Below are 15,869 nucleotides of genomic sequence, written 5' to 3'. Positions count from 1 at the left end.
TGACTGACACTCTGCATTCGCGAGCAAGCCCGCTCCCACATTTAGTCCAGGTTTCTACCGGGAGACGGGGTTACAGGCCCAGCAGCGCCATGCGCGTGCGCACCGAAGCCTCGATCCCGGCCTCGTCCAAGCCACACTCGGCCAGCATCTGCGCCGGTTTGGCGTGTTCCACATACACATCCGGCAGGCCCAGGTGCAGCACCGACTTGAGGATGTTCTCCCGCGCCAGGAACTCACTGACTGCCGCGCCAGCACCGCCCATGATGGCGTTTTCTTCGATGGTCACCAGCAGTTCATGGCTGGCGGCGATTTCACGCACCAGGGCCTCATCCAGCGGTTTGACGAAGCGCATGTCGACCACGGTGGCGTCGATTTTCTCGGCGACCTTCAGGGCTTCGGCCAATTGCACGCCAAACACCAGAAACGCGGTCTTGCTGCCTTGGCGGCGCACGATACCTTTGCCAATCTCGATCGGCTCCAGGTCTTTTTCGATCACCGCATTCGGGCCATTGCCGCGCGGGTAGCGCACGGCAGCCGGGCCGTTATACAGGTGGCCGGTGCTGAGCATCTTGCGCAGTTCGTTTTCATCGCTCGGGGTCATCACCAGCATGCCGGGGATGCAACGCAGGTAAGACAAGTCGAAGCTGCCTGCGTGAGTCGGGCCGTCTTCACCTACCAAGCCTGCGCGGTCGATGGCGAACAGCACGTCGAGGTTCTGCACTGCCACATCGTGAACAAGCTGGTCATAGCCGCGTTGCAGGAAGGTGGAGTAGATCGCCACCACCGGCTTGGCGCCTTCACAAGCCATGCCGGCGGCGAAGGTCACCGCGTGTTGTTCGGCAATGGCCACGTCGAAGTAGCGCAGCGGGAAACGCTCGCTGAATGCCACCAGGTCCGAACCTTCCTTCATCGCCGGGGTAATACCCACCAGGCGCGGGTCGGCGGCAGCCATGTCGCACAGCCATTCGCCAAACACACCGGAATACTTCGGCCCGCTGGCTTTTTTCGGCGCAGCGGCGGGCGCATCCACAGGTTCGAGCTTGGTGATGGCGTGGTAACCAATCGGGTCGACTTCTGCAGGAGCGAAACCTTTGCCTTTTTTGGTGACGATATGCAGGAACTGCGGGCCCTTGAGGTCACGCATGTTGCGCAGCGTGGCGATCAGGGTCGGCAGGTCATGGCCGTCGATTGGGCCGATGTAGTTCCAGCCCAGCTCTTCAAACAGGGTGCCGGGTACCAGCATGCCCTTGGCATATTCTTCGGTACGCCGGGCAATTTCCCACGCGCCGGGCAGACGCGAGAGCACCTTCTTGCTGCCTTCGCGCATGCTGGCGTAGGTGCGACTCGAAAGAATTTTTGCCAGGTAATTGGACAGGCCACCCACATTGCGCGAAATCGACATGTCGTTGTCGTTGAGGATCACCAACATGTTGGCGTCCACTTCCGGCGCGTGGTTGAGTGCTTCAAAGGCCATGCCGGCGGTCAGCGCACCATCACCGATCACCGCGATCGCCTTGCGGTCGCTGCCTTGCAGGCGGGCGGCAATTGCCATGCCCAGCGCAGCGCTGATGGAGGTGCTGGAGTGGCCGACGCCAAAAGTGTCGTACTCGCTTTCGGAGCGGCGCGGGAAGGCGGCCAGGCCGTCCTTCTGGCGCAGGCTGCCCATGCGCTCGCGGCGGCCCGTGAGGATTTTATGCGGATACGCCTGATGGCCCACGTCCCACACCAGCCGGTCGTCCGGGGTGTCGAACACGTAGTGCAAGGCGATGGTCAGCTCGATGACGCCCAGCCCGGCACCGAAATGCCCACCGGTCTGGCCGACCGTGTAGAGCAATTCCAGGCGCAACTCATCGGCCAGGGTTTCCAGCTCGGCTTCACCCAGTCGACGCAGGCCGACCGGCGTGACGGCACGGTCGAGTAGGGGCGTGGACGGGCGCTTGCGGGGAATCTCTTGAAACGTCGTGGGCATCAGGCGAATCGTTATAGGTATAAGAAGAGGCGGCAGTTTACCTCAAGCGGTGCAAACTGCCCACGCAGGGCGCCGAACTTGGCCGATATGCGGCGCGAAAAGGCCGCGCTTATCAGTGGCGGCGTTCGACGATATACCGCGCCAGGTCGCGCAGTGGCTCGGCCGCCGCGTCGAAAGGTCGCAGGGCGGCCAGGGCCTGATCGCGCAGTTCCAGGGCGTAAGCCTTGGCGGCTTCAAGACCCAGCAACGCCGGATACGTCGGTTTGTCCCGGGCGATATCCGCGCCTTGGCGTTTGCCCAGGGTCGCGGTGTCACTTTCCACGTCGAGGATGTCGTCCTGCACCTGAAACGCCAGGCCGATGGCCCGGGAATAGGTCTGCAGGGCTGCCAACTGCGCAGCTTCGGCGCGGCCACTGGCCAGGGCGCCCAAGTGCACGGCGGCTTCTATCAGCGCACCGGTCTTGTGGCGGTGCATATGTTCGAGGGCTTTTTGGTCGAGCTTGAGGCTGACCGAACCCATGTCGATGGCCTGCCCGCCGACCATGCCGGCCGGGCCTGCGGCCAGGGCCAGGGCCGTGACCATGCGCAGGCTGATCTCGGCATTCACGCTGTTCAGGCGCGGGTCCAGCAGGGCGCTGAACGCCAGGCTCTGCAGGCCGTCACCGGCGAGAATCGCGTAGGCTTCGTCAAAGGCTTTATGGGTGGTGGGTTGGCCGCGACGCAGATCGTCGTCGTCCATGGCCGGCAAATCGTCATGCACCAGGGAATAGGCGTGAATCAGCTCAACCGCACACGCCGCACCATTGGCCTGCTCGGCCGGCGCGCCCAGGGCTTCACAGGCCGCATACGCCAGCAACGGGCGCACACGCTTGCCGCCATTCATCACGCTGTAGCGCATGGCTTCATACAAACGCTGCATTTGCGGGCCTGGTGCCACGAACAAGGGTTCGAGCGCCGCGTTGACCCGGGCCTGGCTGCTGGCCTGATACGCGTCGATCATTCGGGCTGTTCCGCATCGAAAGGTTCTTCGGCCAACTCCCCGTCACGCTCCAGCAACACTTGCACCTTCTGCTCTGCCTGCGCCAACGCGCTCTGGCAGTCACGCGTCAGGCCGATGCCTTGCTCAAACGCCGTCAACGAGTCTTCCAGCGACAACTCGCCGTTCTCCAGACGCTCAACCAGGGTTTGCAGGTCGGCGAGGGATTGTTCGAAATCGAGTGCAACTTTTTTGCGGGCCATGGCGGCTAATCCGGTAGACGGTAAACCGGCGCGACACTAGCAGACATGGGGATTCTGGGCAAATGAGCGGGGTGGTTCAGTTGCCCGTTTCAGGGATTTGATAGCGCGTACTGCGGCCTGCGCCGGGCAAACGTGCCAGGCAGCCTTTTTCCAGCAGATAAGCCAGATGCCGTGTCGCCGTTGCCTTGGACACCTTCGCTACGGCCTGGTATTGCGCGGCACTGATGCCCTGCTCAAAACCGTTCTCACCACCATCGAGCAAGCGGTTGAGTACTTTGATCTGTTCAACGGAAAAAGAAAGGTCATGGTGCTGTTGCCAGAACCGGGTCTTGTCCAGCACCCGATCAATCCGCGCCATGGCTTGCTGCAGGCTGCGCAGCAGGGTCTTGAGGAACCATTGCAACCAGTCGGTAATGTCCAGCGTGGCCTTTTGGCTGGTCTCTAACGCGTGGTAGTACCCAGCGCGGTCCTCAAGAATGCTGGCTGACAGGGCATAAAAGCGAATGGCCTGATGCTCACCCTGGGCCAGCGCCAAGTCAGTAATTGCGCGGGTCAGGCGGCCATTACCGTCATCAAACGGGTGCAGCGTCACAAACCAGAAGTGCGCAACGCCTGCGCGTACCAGCGGGTCCAGTTCAGGCTGATCGCGGCTGGATTCAAACCATTCGAGGAAGTCATCCACTGCCTGATCCAGGCCCAGGCGTGGTGGGGCTTCGAAGTGCACGGTCGGCCGATCAAGTCGCCCTGACACCACCTGCATAGGCTCATCGCCCCGCAAACCCCCGATATTGAGCATGCGTGCAGTGATGCCGGCATCCGGCTCAGGGAAAAGCCATTGATGCCAATTCAATAAACGAGCGAGGGTGAACGGCTGCGCGAATTGCGCGGTGGCATCCATCATCAATTCGGCAAGCCCTTCGCTGCGGCGGCTGACTTGGCCACCTTCCTGCGCCTCCATGCCCAGGCGGCGCGCCAATGAAGAGCGCACAGAGCCAACATTCAGGTGCTCGCCCTCAATGGCCGAGGACGTCAGGATGTTTTGCAGCAGTGCATCCAGTTCATTCTGCGCGCTCGTCGCCTGGCTGACGGAGCCGAGCATGCCCAGCAACTTGCCTTGGGCCTGCCCGCACTCACGCAGCAGGGCCGCAAGGTGCCCAGGCTGCCAGTGGAAGTGCGGCCAGTCGGTGTGTTGCCAGATCCAGTTCGGTTGGTCCATGGAAGTGTGCCTGGGTATGTGAGCCGAATAAGGAGATTATTCGGCTCATGGAATGAGCCGATTGTGCATTCTATTCGGCTCGTCGTCCACTTGCGCTGACTACCTATGTCCGGTTGGCGACGAGCTTGGTTGGCTGTTCATCGCAATGCTTTGCCTAGCAGGGATTCGGTGCATTGAGTCATTGCCTCCAGTTCAAACAACCCTGCTTGCATCTTTTGCAGCTCCGCGATTTGCGCAGCGAGTTCCTGCTGTTTGATGGCGATGGCCTGGGCTGCCCGCTCCCAAAGCCGAGCATCGCCTTGGCTGCCGTGCAAAATCCCCTGCAACTCCTTGAGCTTGAACCCCAACTGCTGGGCGCATTTGATCAGCGTCAGCAGCTCGACACTCTGCGCCGAGTACACCCGATAACGCCCTACACGCTGCGGCGCTGGTAACAGGCCAATCGCTTCATAGTGGCGAATCGCCTTGATGGTCGTGCCCGACAACTGCGCGGCTTTGCCGATGTACATGAAAACTCCCTTTTTCAAAGAGTGCGCCGACCTGTTTCAGCCACGTGTCGCGCTGCGTCGCTGTGGATCCCAGTACCGGTCCGAACATCAAGGTCTTGGTCGGCTTGATGCCGCAAAAGGCCAGAGTCGTGTTGCGCATCTGATGAATGCCCGGCATGTGATAGAACCAGCGGTAATACCACGCTGGCGTGTCCAGGGTCACCAACAAATGGGCGGTGCGGCCCTGCAGCAGCTTATCCGGGAATGCCTTGCCCTTGCGGTACTTAAAGGCAAAGCCGGGTAGGAAAATGCGGTCGATGAAGCCTTTCATCAACGCCGGGATACCGCCCCACCAGATCGGGAAAACCCACGCCAGGTGAGTCGCCCAGAGGATATCGGCTTGGGCGCTGAGCAAATCGGGTTCCAAGGCTTGGGGCAGGGCGAAGCCGTTACGCAGGACCGGGTCGAAATCCAGTTCGCCCAGGCGCAGGGCGCGGACTTCGTGGCCGGCGAGTGTAGCCGCGTGAATGTAGGTGTCAGCGACGGCTGAGCAGAAACTGGTATTGGAAGGGTGGCCGAGAATGAGCAGGATGCGCTGAGTCATGGTGCCGAAGCCTGAAAAGTGGGTCTTTCAGGGTAGGGTGTGCTGTATAGGGGAGAGTCAAGGCGTGGCGCTGCAATGTGCCGATTTGCAAAGGCCAGCAGGACGTTTCTGTAATCTGTGCAAGGCCCTTCTTTAACCGTTCGCGGCCCCTTGTGACGGTAAAACCACTGACTAGCCTGAGCCCTTCCAGTCAAGAGTGAAACGGGCATGAGCGAAACCTCTATCGGCTTGATCACGCCTCCTGTGGGCTACAGCGACTGGCTGAGCGACCTTAAACTGCGCATCCACACGGCCCAGCAGCGAGCGACGCTGGCGGTGAACCGCGAACTGGTGCTGCTTTACTGGCAGATCGGCCACGATATTCTGACCCGCCAGGCTGCGCAGGGTTGGGGCAGCAAGGTGGTTGATCGCCTTGCCCAAGACTTGCGCGCGGCCTTTCCGAAAATGAAGGGTTTTTCGCCGCGCAACCTCAAATATATGCGCGCCTTTGCCGAGGCGTGGCCGAATGCCGAATTTGTGCAACAGGCTGCTGCACAATTGCCGTGGGGCCACAATGTGGTGCTTCTGGACAAACTCCCCGGCCCCGAAACGCGCCGGTGGTACATCGCCCAGGCAATCGAACACAACTGGTCACGTAACACCCTCGTGATGCACATCGAGCATCGCCTGCTGGAGCGCAGTGGCAAGGCCGTCAGCAATTTTGAACACCATTTGCCCAAACCCCAATCCGACCTGGCGCGCGAATCGCTCAAGGATCCATATCGTTTCGACTTCCTCAGCCTGGCTTTGGATGCACAGGAGCGCGATATAGAAAACGCGTTAATCAAGCACGTCACCGACTTCCTGCTTGAACTGGGCGCCGGTTTCGCCTTTGTCGGGCAGCAGGTGTTGCTGGATGTATTCAAGCCTGAACACCTCGGCAAGCTGAGTTTTTACCTGTCGGCAGTGGATGCCCAGCTTAAACACCCGCAGGACGGGGCCACCATCGGCCTGTTGTTGTGCAAGAGCAAAAATGAAGTGGTGGCTGAATACGCATTGCGCGACAACAACCGACCGATCGGCGTGGCGGAATATCAGTTGGTGGAATCTTTACCGGCAGAGCTACGAACAAGTTTGCCAAGCATTGAGCAGATTGAGCGGGCGCTGGCGGGGTGCATTCAACCGTGACAGCTTGCCGTTCAGGACAGGCTGCAATGGTTGGCTGGATAAAGCAGGCGCTTTTCTTCTTTCCCGTATCCATGTCCGAACCAGTGAGACAAAAAACTCACGCGTGAGCTATTGAGCATTGCAAAAATTGCCTGTAGATTTTCTCACGCGTGAGATTTTCACAACGAGGCCAGTACCATGAAAAGCAGCTCTCCATCGAGCCCGCCAGCAGAGCCCGATACCGATTCAGCAAGCCGCAAGGGAGAGCGCTTGAAACCGCCGGTTAAAAAGCCGTCGAGCTTTTACATGAAGCAGATGCGCGCGGGGCTGGCGGCCGCCGGTTATGTGAAACACGAGACTTGGGTGCTTCCCGAAAACCGAAGCCTGCTCAAGCAAATGGAGAAACAGCTTCGCCAACCGATTCTGGCTGGCTCATTCATGTCGGAGAATTTCATGAGCGCAGGTACCAACTGGAACATCGACCGCCTCTTCAGCGCGCTGCAAGCCCTGGACGAAGTGGTCGCCAAAGACATTACGCTTTCTCTGGTTCAAGGCTCCGAGTCCAGCATCAAGCTGGAAATGAACGACTTCGGGGGCTTGCCGATTTACATCGCGGTGGTGGGCGAGCAGATCATCGTCGACACCGTGCTGGTCGACGTCGAGTCGATCAACGACGTAACGGCCTTCAATGACGCCGTGCTGCGCAGCCGGGAAATGTTCCCGTTGTCGTCGATCGGCATCGAGTCCATGCCGAACGGCCAGGTTGTTTACAACATGTTTGGTGCGCTGAGTTCCGACTCCAGCCTGACCAACATCGTGACCGAGGTGAAAACCCTGGTCGATAACGTGCAGCGCGCCAGCGAAGCCTTCGAACGTTTCTTCAATTAAGTATTCGGGAGTATCCAATGACTCAGTCCATCTGGAGCAAATTGTTCACCGCGCTGCGTGGCGGTGCCAGCGAAGTCGGCGAATCGATCGTCGACCAACAGGCCCTGCGCATCCTTGATCAAGAAATTCGCGACGCCGACACCGCCTTGGCCAACGCCAAGCGTGAGTTGGTGAGCATCATGGCCAAGCACAAGCTGGCAGCGGATCGCGTAGGCGAGTACGACGCCAAGATCAAAGACCTGGAATCCAAGGCGATGGCCGCTATTCAGGCCAACCGTGAAGACCTGGCCCTGGAAGTGGCCGAAGCCATTTCGACCCTGACCAACGAACGTGACGCCGAGCAAAAGCAGACCGCCGAGTTCGGTGGTTACGCCGACAGCATGCGCAAGGACATCACCAAGGCCGAAAGCCGGATCAAAAGCCTGCGCCAGCAAGTGGACATGGCCAAGGCCCGCGAAAGCGTGCAAAAGGCCCAGGTCAGCGCTTCCATCGCCAGCGGCGGCGCCAACGGCAAGCTGGAAACTGCGGTGGGTACGCTTAACCGCCTGCAAGCCAAACAGCAGCAACGTGCCGCTGAACTGCAAGCCCAGGATGAATTGGCCGAGGCATCGACCGGTACTGACCTGGAACGCAAACTGCGCGACGCCGGCATCACGCCGGACACTGGCAGCGCCAATGCGATTCTGGAGCGTCTGAAGCAAAAGTCGGCCGAGTAAACGACGCCGAAGCAGGTCTGCCCTAAAGCCGGACAGTTAAGTGAGCGAAATGCTCAAGGCAGCGAAGATCAAATGTGGGAGCGGGCTTGCTCGCGAAGGCGCCGGCTCGGCAAACATAGGCGTTGGCTGACCCACCGCTTTCGCGAGCAACCCCCGCTCCCACAGGGGGCTTGCGCTTAACCGACCGGCATTAAGGTCTGCCCATCTTTTTTACGTCGAGGTCTGGATGGACGCCCTGAAGGGTTTCAAGACAATCGCAAGCCTGGCCGTGTTCATGGTCGCGCTGCAACTGCTCAATGTCGCCACCGGTTACAGCCTCATGGCGTTCGGGCTGGTCCCGAGGACCGTGTCGGGCCTGTTCGGCATCCTCACCTCGCCATTTCTGCACGCCTCCTTTGCCCACCTGAGCGCAAACCTGATTGCCTTTGTAGTGCTGGGCACCCTGGTCATGGTCGAAGGGCTCAACCGGTTCATAACCGTCAGCGCGATTATTATCCTGCTGGGCGGTTCGTTGGTCTGGCTGTTCGGGTTCAGCGGCGTACACGTCGGTGCCAGCGGCTGGGTCTTTGGGCTATGGGCCTACCTCTTGTCGCGCGCCTGGTTCCACAGGAGCTGGATCAACCTGATAGTCGCCGCTGTCGTGGCGGTGTTTTATGGCGGATTGATCATGGGGTTTGTGCCGCGCCAGGGTATTTCCTTCGAAGGGCATCTGTTTGGTGCGCTCGCCGGATTTATTGCTGCCAAGGTACTTCTCTCAACACCGCGCAGCAGGTTTAATGCCGGGTGAACGCACTTGAGCATCCAGACGCCGAGGCGATGACGTCATCAGGATTCAAGCACCCAGGGAGCCAGGGGCGAAATGTCGATTTTCCTTTTGTTGCGCATGTACGCTTCCTCCCTCTTTCACCGCTTCGGCTGGGCAGGCTTGATCATTGCCCTGGGCGTACACCTGAGCACGGCTTACCTGGGCCTGGTGCTTCTGGGCGAACAACACCTCACCGCCCTCGCCACGTTTATCTACTTCTATCTCACCACCACGCTCACCGTCGGCTACGGCGACCTCGCCCCGCAGACCTCGGCAGGGCGCATTTTCGTGGCGACCTGGGTGATGCTCGGGGGTATTGCGCTGCTAACGGCGGCCATCGGCAAAACCACCAGCAGTGTTATCGATGCATGGAGAAAAGGCATGAAGGGCAAAGGTGATTTCACCGGCAAGGTCGGCCATACGGTACTCATCGGCTGGGAAGGTGCGTCCAGTGAGCGGGTCATCGAGTTGTTGCTGCAAGATGAAACCTCGAACGACAACCTGATCGTGATTTGCGATTGCACCCTCGAAGAAAACCCGATGCCGGGCAAAGCCGCGTTTATCCGTGGTGAAAGCCTGTCCTCCACCGCGTTGTTGCTGCGCGCCGGTGTGCCCGGTGCCGAGCGTGTGCTGGTGCGAACCCCGTCTGACGACCTGACGCTGGCCACGGTGCTGGCGGTGAATCAACTGAGCCCCGTCGGGCATGTGGTCGCCCACTTCAATGAAAGTGAAATTGCCGCACTGGCCAGCTCCTATGCCCCGCGCCTGGAATGCACGTCCAGCATGGCCATCGAAATGCTGGTGCGTGCCTCCCAGGATCCGGGCTCGTCAGTGGTCATCAATGAGCTGCTGTGCGTGGGGCAGGGCGCCACTCAATACCTGATGCGATTGCCCGAGGCCTTTGAAGCCACCTTCGGCGATCTGTACACGCGGATGAAAGAACACCACAACGCCACCCTTATCGGCTATCGCGCCAAAGGTGCGCAGCAACCGTCGATCAACCCGCCCAGTGCCACGCGCGTTGAAGGCGGCGAGCTCTTCTACATTGCCTCCACCCGCCTCAAGGAAATCTCCAATGGGATGGTTTAAACAGTTGATGGGGCTCGAGGCCCCGAACGCCAATCCACAATCGAACCGGCCTGCCGCCGAACCCGTGCCGACCACCGGGCCGCTGGGCCTGGCGCCTGGCAAAGGCGTGATGTTCGACACTACCCTTAAATTGTTGCTCGATGGGAAAACCTCGGTGGTGATCCCAGGCTCCCAGGAAATCTGGAGTAACGGCACCGTCGACCTCGGGCAGTCGACCTGGCTGTCACGCTATTACATGAACGACGAAGATTACTGGCTGCAGGTGCACACCACCGGCGACATCGCCGGGCAGGTCGAGTCGGTGATCCTGTTCAACTACTTGAGCTACGTCACCATCAGCAGCGAAGCGGAACTGCGCAGGCTGGCAGGCCCACAGAGTTTGATCGGGCTGCCGACTTACACCCACAACGGCGTCGAGTACACCCGTGTATGGGGCAGCGAAGCCGGGCAGACCGAATTGGTGGCGATGAGCGAGCGCGTGATAAACCCGGAAGACGCCTACAACGTCGAGCACCGTTCGATGCTGTACGCCCGCGACACCGGCCTGACCGATCGCCGCGAGTTCCTGCTGTTTTCCGTCGAAGAAGATGCCGAGGGTGGCATCAGCCTGAGCACGTCGCTGGGCATTTCGCTGTACACAACCGACCTGACCGCGCTCTAAAAAAAGGAAGCCGTCCATGCTAGAAGCTCTCTCCATCTCCCTGAACAAAGCCGCTGTGCTCGGCTTTGTCATCTACATCCTGGGGGCTGCGGTGTTGTTCGCGCTGTTCCAGTTCATCTACACCCGCATCACCCCGCACAAGGAGTTCGAATTGATCCGCGCCGGCAACGTTTCGGCGGCGGTGGCCCTGGGTGGCGCGATCATTGGCTTCGCCATTCCGGCCAGCAACGTGATCGCCTACTCCATCAGCCTGCTGGATTTTGTTGTCTGGTCGGTGATCGCGGCCGTCGTTCAGTTGCTGGCGTTTCTGCTGACCAGCCTGGTGCTCAAAGGCACGTCCGAGCGCATCAAGAACGGCGAAGTCGCGGCCGGCATCTACGTGGCCGCCGTCGCCATCAGCGTCGGCATGCTGAACGCCGCGTGCATGACGCCCACCCAGTACTGATTGCGCACGGAGCTCTCGATGAAACGAAGCAAGTACGTCCAGCTTTCGCTGGCAGCGTCGGTCGCCATGGCGATATCCGGCTGCGGGCCGACAGAAAAAACCTACGATTTGCAGAAGAAGTACAACTTCCAGTCGGTCCAGCAATGCGCCGATGAAAAGTTGCCGGTAGACGTCTGCTCGGACGCCTACATGACCGCCATGGCCGAGCACCGCCGCATCGCGCCGGTGTACGACAGTCAGACCGATTGCGATGCCGACTTTGTCGCCGACTGGTGCCAGCAAGACTCCACCGGCAAGTTCATCCCAAGGCTGGGCGGTTTCGAACTGACCGCCGAAGGCCAGGTGACCCAATCCCAGGTCGACGCGGCCAATGCCCAGGTGGCCGGCTCGCAAGCCAACAGCGGTGGCTCAGGTTTCTCCACCAGCAGCCTGCTCACCGGCCTGTTGATCGGCAACATGCTCAGCAACAATCGCAACAGCTACCGCTCCGAGCCGGTGTACCGCTACCGCGATGATCGCGGCAATTACGGCAACTCGACGCTCAACCAGCGTGTCTCCAACGGGGCGACCTTTGGCCGTTCCAACCAGGCCCGATATGGCAGCAGCAATTACTCCAACACGCTGCGCTCCTCCAGCAAGCCGGTGAACGTTGCGTCGTCCACCTCCCGTGGCGGCTTCGGCAGCAAAGCCAGCGCCCGTAGCGGCTGGGGCGGCGGCGGGTCGAGCAGTTAAGGAAGCCAGTTCATGAAGAAGATCCACTGCGCAGAACGTCATGACTGGAAGCAGACCGCCGACAGCCTCGGCTTCCTGTTCCATACCATCGACGGTGAACCTTACTGGGACGAAAGCGCGTACTACCAGTTCACGCTCGAGCAAATCGAGCGCGACCTCGAAGACCCGACCACCGAGATCCATGACATGTGCATGGACCTCGTGGCCCACGTGGTGCAAAACGAGGAGCTGCTGGAACGCCTGAGCATTCCTGCGCCGTTCTTCGACATGATCCGCACCTCATGGCTCGAAGGCCACCCGCACCTGTACGGGCGCATGGACTTCTCCTACAACGGCAACGGGCCAGCCAAACTGCTTGAGCTCAACTACGACACACCCACCAGCCTCTATGAAGCGGCCGCGTTTCAATGGGGCTGGCTGGAGCAATGCATCGAACGCGGCCTGTTGCCCAAGCACGCCGACCAGTTCAACAGTATCGACACCAAGCTGCATCAAGCCTTCGCGCAATTGCAGCTCAACCAGCCGTTCTACTTCGCCTCGATGAAAGACTCGATCGAAGACAAAGGCACCACCGACTACCTGCGCCTGGTCGCCGAAAAAGTCGGTATCGAATCCCGCCACATCGACATCGAAGACATCGGCCTCACCAGCGAAGGCCGCTTTGTCGACCTTGAGGATCGCTGGATTCCCCACCTGTTCAAATTGCACGCCTGGGAATTCATCTTCCACGAACCCTTCGGCGCCGCGATTGCCCAGAGCGACACGCAGTTTTTCGAGCCCGCGTGGAAAGCCATCCTCTCCAACAAAGGCATCCTGCCGCTGCTGTGGGAATTCAATAAGGGCCACCCGAACCTGCTCGCCTCCCACCTGGATACCGACCCCGACAAAGCCGTGCCCAAAGGCTGGGTGCGCAAGCCCTTCTTCTCCCGCGAAGGCGCCAACATCGAACTGCAAACGGCCGACGGCCTGATCGTAAAAGAAGACGGCCCCTACACGGACGCGCCGTTTATCCTTCAGGAATTCGCGCCGCTGCCACGCTTTGGCGACAGCTACACACTGATCGGCTCCTGGGTCATCGCTGACCAAGCCGCAGGCATCGGCGTGCGCGAAGACAACAGCCTGATCACCAAGGACTCAAGCCGGTTTCTACCGCACCTGATCCTTGACTGAACCACCCTCAATCGCAACGCAGCAAAGACCAAATGTGGGAGCGGGCAAGCCCGCTCCCACAATTTTTAGGGGGGAGAAACGCTCAATCTCAACCCTGACGCGCCGCCAGCACCGAATAGCTGTTCATCAAATTGCGATAGTTAGGAATCCGCTGCGACAACAAATTCCCCAGCCCCTCGATATCGTTGCGCCAGTCACCCTGCAACTCACACGCCACCGAAAACCAATTCATCATCTGCGCCCCCGCCTGCACCATCCGGCTCCATGCCGCCTGCTGCACCGTCGTATTAAACGTGCCCGACGCATCCGTCACCACAAACACCTCAAACCCCTCCGCCAGCGCCGACAGCGTCGGGAACGTCACACACACATCCGTCACCACACCCGCAATGACAATCTGCTTACGCCCGGTCGCCTTGACCGCCTTGACGAAATCCTCGTTGTCCCACGCATTGATCTGACCAGGGCGAGCAATATACGGCGCATCCGGGAACATCTCCTTCAACTCCGGCACCAATGGGCCGTTAGGGCCTTGCTCGAAACTGGTGGTGAGTATGGTCGGCAAGTTGAAGAACTTGGCCACGTCCGCCAGGGCCAGCACGTTGTTCTTGAACTCGTTGGGGGAGAAGTCCTGCACCAGCGAGATCAGGCCGGTTTGGTGGTCGATCAGCAGAACAATGGCGTCGTCTTTGTTCAAGCGGCTAAGGGTTGGAGTGCTCATGGTTGAAATCCTTTTTTGTTTAGGTTGGTTTGGCGTTGCGTTCAACATGGGCACAGATTAATGGGTGGGTGGTGGGGGATAAATCGGGCGGGGTAGGTAATACTGTCAACTAAAAGGTGACAATGGTTGGATGGCCAGCAGTACGGATCCCTTTCATTTGCAGGACGTTTCCTAGAGAATCCCGGCCGCTTGCGTCAGCAAAATCTCGCGACTAGGCTGCGTTCCGTCACTGCTTTTTCAGTGATCGGGTTTAGTCGCCCGGATTCGATTGGCGCATAAGCAATTCATGAGTCAGGCACCCCTTCGCCTGCATCTTATGGTGGCTGTGCGCAGGGCACCTCCGGGTGCGCCGGGTTCCCAATCGACCGGTCGACTAACCTGCGTACAGCTGCCGCCTTTCGTTTAGTCGCGGATCTTGGCAGCTCCAAATTATCGATTGGAGTTTTGCTATGAATAACGTTGTCTCGGATTCGCCAGCGTCGGCTGCGACTAAACCATTTACTGTTAATGAAGAATTGAGCTTCGAAGATGCCTGGGTGCGAGTGGCCGAGTTGCTGCAGTGTGCGGTGGCTACATCGCAGGCACTGGGTGAACCGCTGGGCGCGCCGCATCGGGCGGTGATGCATTTGGTGGAGATGGCGAAGATGGTGGCGGATCGGGCTGTGGAGTGTATGCAGCCGAAGTGAGAAAACGTCGCCTGTTCAGTCTTCACCGTTCAGGCGACTCAATACTCAATGTCCTTCAGTACGGCTCAGGCGTACGTCTTGAAGTCGTTGCTGTCGCGAATCAGTAGCTGCATCAGCTTGGGATGAATGAAGAGCTTTTCCTTGCCAACCTGAACCTCCTGTAGAACGCCAATGGACACTAACTCTTTGAGGTAGCGAGAGGCGGCCTGGCGTTGAGCGATCTGCTTATCGACGACGTTGCTAATGCGGCAGTAGGGTTGCTCGAAAATCACATCCACTAATTCGCGGGTATAGGTTTTTGGCAGACGTTCGCGAACAAACTGGCTTGTGTGCTCGGATAAGCTGCGAATGGCGGCAATTTTGGCACTGGTCCAGCGGGCGGTTTCTTCTACGGCGGTGAGCATATAAAGCAGCCAGGGCTCCCAGGCTTGCTCGCGGGTCACGTCAAGCAGCAGTCGGTAGTAATCGGCTCTATGCGCAATGATGAAATGGCTAAGGTAGAGAATCGGTAGATTCAGCAGACCTTCCTGAATCAGATACAGAGTATTGAGTACCCGGCCGGTACGGCCATTGCCGTCGGTGAACGGGTGGATGGCCTCGAATTGATAGTGCCCAACGGCCATTCGTACCAAAGGATCGAGGTCTGTCTCGTTGTGTAAAAAACGTTCCCAATTGGCTAGCAAGTCGCGTAATCGATCTTCGCCCTCTGGTGGCGTGTAGATGATCTCGCCGGTGCGGTCATTGGCTAGCTGGACGCCTGGTACACGGCGAATGTCCATGTTCACGCCCTTGAGCGTGCGACAGATTTCTACTGCCGTGCCTGTGGAGAGTGGGCGCTCAGCCAACGATTGGTAACCGTTATGAAGAGCCTTGCGGTACCGCAGGGCTTCTTTGGTCGCGGGATCTGCATGGTTGGCCCCATCCTGGGCATGCTGGAAGAGCAGGTCCGTGGTGGTGACGATACTTTCAATCTCGGAGCTGTCCTTGGCTTCCAGCAAGGGGATGGTATTGATCAGCATCGTTTGATTAGGGATCAGCTCGGCAGCTTGTTTCAATTCGGCCAAGGCTGCGCGGGCTTCAATGCAGCGTTTGAGTACTGCCCGGGTTTCCAGCTGTGCTGACGGCGGTAGTGGCGGAAGCTGGTTGTAAGGCTTATCGGCTTGCCATGGGAAATGAGGTGTTGTCATGGATGAGAGTGTGTCCACGAGGTCCATTTATAGGCGAGGTCGCTGTCATAAACGTCCTCTCATGGCATCAGTGTAATCATGTGGGCGTCATGTGTCGCTATTTTGTG

Annotated in this window: 18 protein-coding genes; 10 read left to right on the top strand and 8 right to left on the bottom strand. The window is 59.3% G+C overall.

Features of this window, described 5'->3' with window-relative positions:
* Positions 1-70: 70 nt before the first annotated feature.
* The 6 genes from dxs to BFP92_RS01480 form a co-directional block, all read right to left on the bottom strand.
* Positions 71-1,969, bottom strand: a complete 1,899-nt coding sequence (dxs, locus tag BFP92_RS01505; protein ID WP_065911288.1) for a 1-deoxy-D-xylulose-5-phosphate synthase — start codon at positions 1,967-1,969, stop codon at positions 71-73.
* 112 nt (positions 1,970-2,081) lie between these two features.
* Complete coding sequence (locus tag BFP92_RS01500; RefSeq protein ID WP_065911286.1) at positions 2,082-2,969, bottom strand: polyprenyl synthetase family protein; 888 nt, start codon at positions 2,967-2,969, stop codon at positions 2,082-2,084.
* Positions 2,966-3,208 (bottom strand): exodeoxyribonuclease VII small subunit, encoded by a 243-nt coding sequence (locus BFP92_RS01495; protein WP_003176346.1) that lies wholly within the window; start codon positions 3,206-3,208, stop codon positions 2,966-2,968. Before BFP92_RS01495 ends, BFP92_RS01500 begins: the two co-directional genes overlap by 4 nt.
* A 76-nt stretch (positions 3,209-3,284) precedes the next feature.
* Entirely contained in the window at positions 3,285-4,424 is a 1,140-nt protein-coding gene (locus BFP92_RS01490) for a Fic family protein (RefSeq protein WP_065911283.1), read from the bottom strand.
* A 137-nt stretch (positions 4,425-4,561) separates the two neighbouring features.
* Positions 4,562-4,933, bottom strand: a complete 372-nt coding sequence (locus BFP92_RS01485; RefSeq protein WP_065911281.1) for a MerR family transcriptional regulator — start codon at positions 4,931-4,933, stop codon at positions 4,562-4,564.
* The gene (locus tag BFP92_RS01480) at positions 4,872-5,516 is read right to left on the bottom strand and encodes an NAD(P)H-dependent oxidoreductase (RefSeq protein WP_065911280.1); all 645 of its coding nucleotides are present in this window, start codon (positions 5,514-5,516) and stop codon (positions 4,872-4,874) included. The genes BFP92_RS01485 and BFP92_RS01480 overlap by 62 nt, the downstream gene beginning before the upstream one ends.
* Positions 5,517-5,723: 207 nt before the next feature.
* Here BFP92_RS01480 and BFP92_RS01475 point away from each other — a divergent pair, with 207 nt between their 5' ends.
* The 9 genes from BFP92_RS01475 to BFP92_RS01435 all read left to right on the top strand — a co-directional run bounded on the left by BFP92_RS01475 (position 5,724) and on the right by BFP92_RS01435 (position 13,168).
* Positions 5,724-6,683 carry a PDDEXK nuclease domain-containing protein gene (locus tag BFP92_RS01475; protein ID WP_065911279.1) on the top strand — a complete coding sequence of 320 codons (960 nt, stop codon included), beginning with the start codon at positions 5,724-5,726 and terminating at the stop codon, positions 6,681-6,683.
* A gap of 285 nt (positions 6,684-6,968) precedes the next feature.
* Complete coding sequence (locus tag BFP92_RS01470) at positions 6,969-7,550, top strand: YjfI family protein (protein WP_032865490.1); 582 nt, start codon at positions 6,969-6,971, stop codon at positions 7,548-7,550.
* 17 nt (positions 7,551-7,567) lie between these two features.
* Positions 7,568-8,266: a PspA/IM30 family protein gene (locus BFP92_RS01465; protein ID WP_056861932.1), complete on the top strand. Its 699-nt coding sequence runs from the start codon at positions 7,568-7,570 to the stop codon at positions 8,264-8,266.
* Between the two features lie 226 nt (positions 8,267-8,492).
* Positions 8,493-9,053, top strand: a complete 561-nt coding sequence (locus BFP92_RS01460) for a rhomboid family intramembrane serine protease (protein ID WP_065911278.1) — start codon at positions 8,493-8,495, stop codon at positions 9,051-9,053.
* Between the two features lie 72 nt (positions 9,054-9,125).
* Positions 9,126-10,160 (top strand): ion channel, encoded by a 1,035-nt coding sequence (locus BFP92_RS01455; RefSeq protein ID WP_065911277.1) that lies wholly within the window; start codon positions 9,126-9,128, stop codon positions 10,158-10,160.
* Positions 10,147-10,821 (top strand): DUF2491 family protein, encoded by a 675-nt coding sequence (locus BFP92_RS01450; RefSeq protein ID WP_065911276.1) that lies wholly within the window; start codon positions 10,147-10,149, stop codon positions 10,819-10,821. The genes BFP92_RS01455 and BFP92_RS01450 overlap by 14 nt, the downstream gene beginning before the upstream one ends.
* Before the next feature lie 16 nt (positions 10,822-10,837).
* Positions 10,838-11,266 carry a DUF350 domain-containing protein gene (locus BFP92_RS01445; protein WP_056861936.1) on the top strand — a complete coding sequence of 143 codons (429 nt, stop codon included), beginning with the start codon at positions 10,838-10,840 and terminating at the stop codon, positions 11,264-11,266.
* A gap of 18 nt (positions 11,267-11,284) precedes the next feature.
* On the top strand, positions 11,285-11,998 hold the full coding sequence (locus tag BFP92_RS01440) for a DUF1190 domain-containing protein (protein ID WP_056861937.1): 714 nt from the start codon (positions 11,285-11,287) through the stop codon (positions 11,996-11,998).
* Between the two features lie 12 nt (positions 11,999-12,010).
* Positions 12,011-13,168, top strand: a complete 1,158-nt coding sequence (locus tag BFP92_RS01435; RefSeq protein ID WP_065911275.1) for a glutathionylspermidine synthase family protein — start codon at positions 12,011-12,013, stop codon at positions 13,166-13,168.
* A gap of 88 nt (positions 13,169-13,256) precedes the next feature.
* Here BFP92_RS01435 and ycaC read toward each other — a convergent pair whose 3' ends face one another.
* The gene (gene ycaC, locus BFP92_RS01430) at positions 13,257-13,889 is read right to left on the bottom strand and encodes an isochorismate family cysteine hydrolase YcaC (RefSeq protein ID WP_065911274.1); all 633 of its coding nucleotides are present in this window, start codon (positions 13,887-13,889) and stop codon (positions 13,257-13,259) included.
* Between the two features lie 449 nt (positions 13,890-14,338).
* Between ycaC and BFP92_RS01425 the strand changes: the two genes are divergently transcribed.
* On the top strand, positions 14,339-14,575 hold the full coding sequence (locus BFP92_RS01425; RefSeq protein WP_065911273.1) for a DUF6124 family protein: 237 nt from the start codon (positions 14,339-14,341) through the stop codon (positions 14,573-14,575).
* 65 nt (positions 14,576-14,640) lie between these two features.
* On the opposite strand, the gene BFP92_RS01420 is transcribed toward BFP92_RS01425, so the two are convergent.
* A complete protein-coding gene (locus tag BFP92_RS01420; RefSeq protein ID WP_065911319.1) occupies positions 14,641-15,762 on the bottom strand; it encodes a protein adenylyltransferase Fic in 1,122 nt (373 codons plus the stop codon).
* Positions 15,763-15,869 lie beyond the last annotated feature (107 nt).

Origin of the sequence: Pseudomonas sp. 58 R 3, assembly GCF_900006605.1 — a bacterium.
In the GTDB taxonomy this organism is placed as follows: domain Bacteria; phylum Pseudomonadota; class Gammaproteobacteria; order Pseudomonadales; family Pseudomonadaceae; genus Aquipseudomonas; species Aquipseudomonas salomonii.
Note: the sequence above shows the minus strand (reverse complement) of the source record. Positions and strands in the feature narration are given on the sequence as shown.

Excerpts from the sequence above, each read along its gene's own strand:
- dxs (WP_065911288.1), bottom strand. The coding sequence starts at position 1,969 with ATGCCCACGACGTTTCAAGAGATTCCCCGCAAGCGCCCGTCCACGCCC.
- BFP92_RS01500 (WP_065911286.1), bottom strand. The coding sequence starts at position 2,969 with ATGATCGACGCGTATCAGGCCAGCAGCCAGGCCCGGGTCAACGCGGCG.
- BFP92_RS01495 (WP_003176346.1), bottom strand. The coding sequence starts at position 3,208 with ATGGCCCGCAAAAAAGTTGCACTCGATTTCGAACAATCCCTCGCCGAC.
- BFP92_RS01490 (WP_065911283.1), bottom strand. The coding sequence starts at position 4,424 with ATGGACCAACCGAACTGGATCTGGCAACACACCGACTGGCCGCACTTC.
- BFP92_RS01485 (WP_065911281.1), bottom strand. The coding sequence starts at position 4,933 with ATGTACATCGGCAAAGCCGCGCAGTTGTCGGGCACGACCATCAAGGCG.
- BFP92_RS01480 (WP_065911280.1), bottom strand. The coding sequence starts at position 5,516 with ATGACTCAGCGCATCCTGCTCATTCTCGGCCACCCTTCCAATACCAGT.
- BFP92_RS01475 (WP_065911279.1), top strand. The coding sequence starts at position 5,724 with ATGAGCGAAACCTCTATCGGCTTGATCACGCCTCCTGTGGGCTACAGC.
- BFP92_RS01470 (WP_032865490.1), top strand. The coding sequence starts at position 6,969 with ATGAAGCAGATGCGCGCGGGGCTGGCGGCCGCCGGTTATGTGAAACAC.
- BFP92_RS01465 (WP_056861932.1), top strand. The coding sequence starts at position 7,568 with ATGACTCAGTCCATCTGGAGCAAATTGTTCACCGCGCTGCGTGGCGGT.
- BFP92_RS01460 (WP_065911278.1), top strand. The coding sequence starts at position 8,493 with ATGGACGCCCTGAAGGGTTTCAAGACAATCGCAAGCCTGGCCGTGTTC.
- BFP92_RS01455 (WP_065911277.1), top strand. The coding sequence starts at position 9,126 with ATGTCGATTTTCCTTTTGTTGCGCATGTACGCTTCCTCCCTCTTTCAC.
- BFP92_RS01450 (WP_065911276.1), top strand. The coding sequence starts at position 10,147 with ATGGGATGGTTTAAACAGTTGATGGGGCTCGAGGCCCCGAACGCCAAT.
- BFP92_RS01445 (WP_056861936.1), top strand. The coding sequence starts at position 10,838 with ATGCTAGAAGCTCTCTCCATCTCCCTGAACAAAGCCGCTGTGCTCGGC.
- BFP92_RS01440 (WP_056861937.1), top strand. The coding sequence starts at position 11,285 with ATGAAACGAAGCAAGTACGTCCAGCTTTCGCTGGCAGCGTCGGTCGCC.
- BFP92_RS01435 (WP_065911275.1), top strand. The coding sequence starts at position 12,011 with ATGAAGAAGATCCACTGCGCAGAACGTCATGACTGGAAGCAGACCGCC.
- ycaC (WP_065911274.1), bottom strand. The coding sequence starts at position 13,889 with ATGAGCACTCCAACCCTTAGCCGCTTGAACAAAGACGACGCCATTGTT.
- BFP92_RS01425 (WP_065911273.1), top strand. The coding sequence starts at position 14,339 with ATGAATAACGTTGTCTCGGATTCGCCAGCGTCGGCTGCGACTAAACCA.
- BFP92_RS01420 (WP_065911319.1), bottom strand. The coding sequence starts at position 15,762 with ATGACAACACCTCATTTCCCATGGCAAGCCGATAAGCCTTACAACCAG.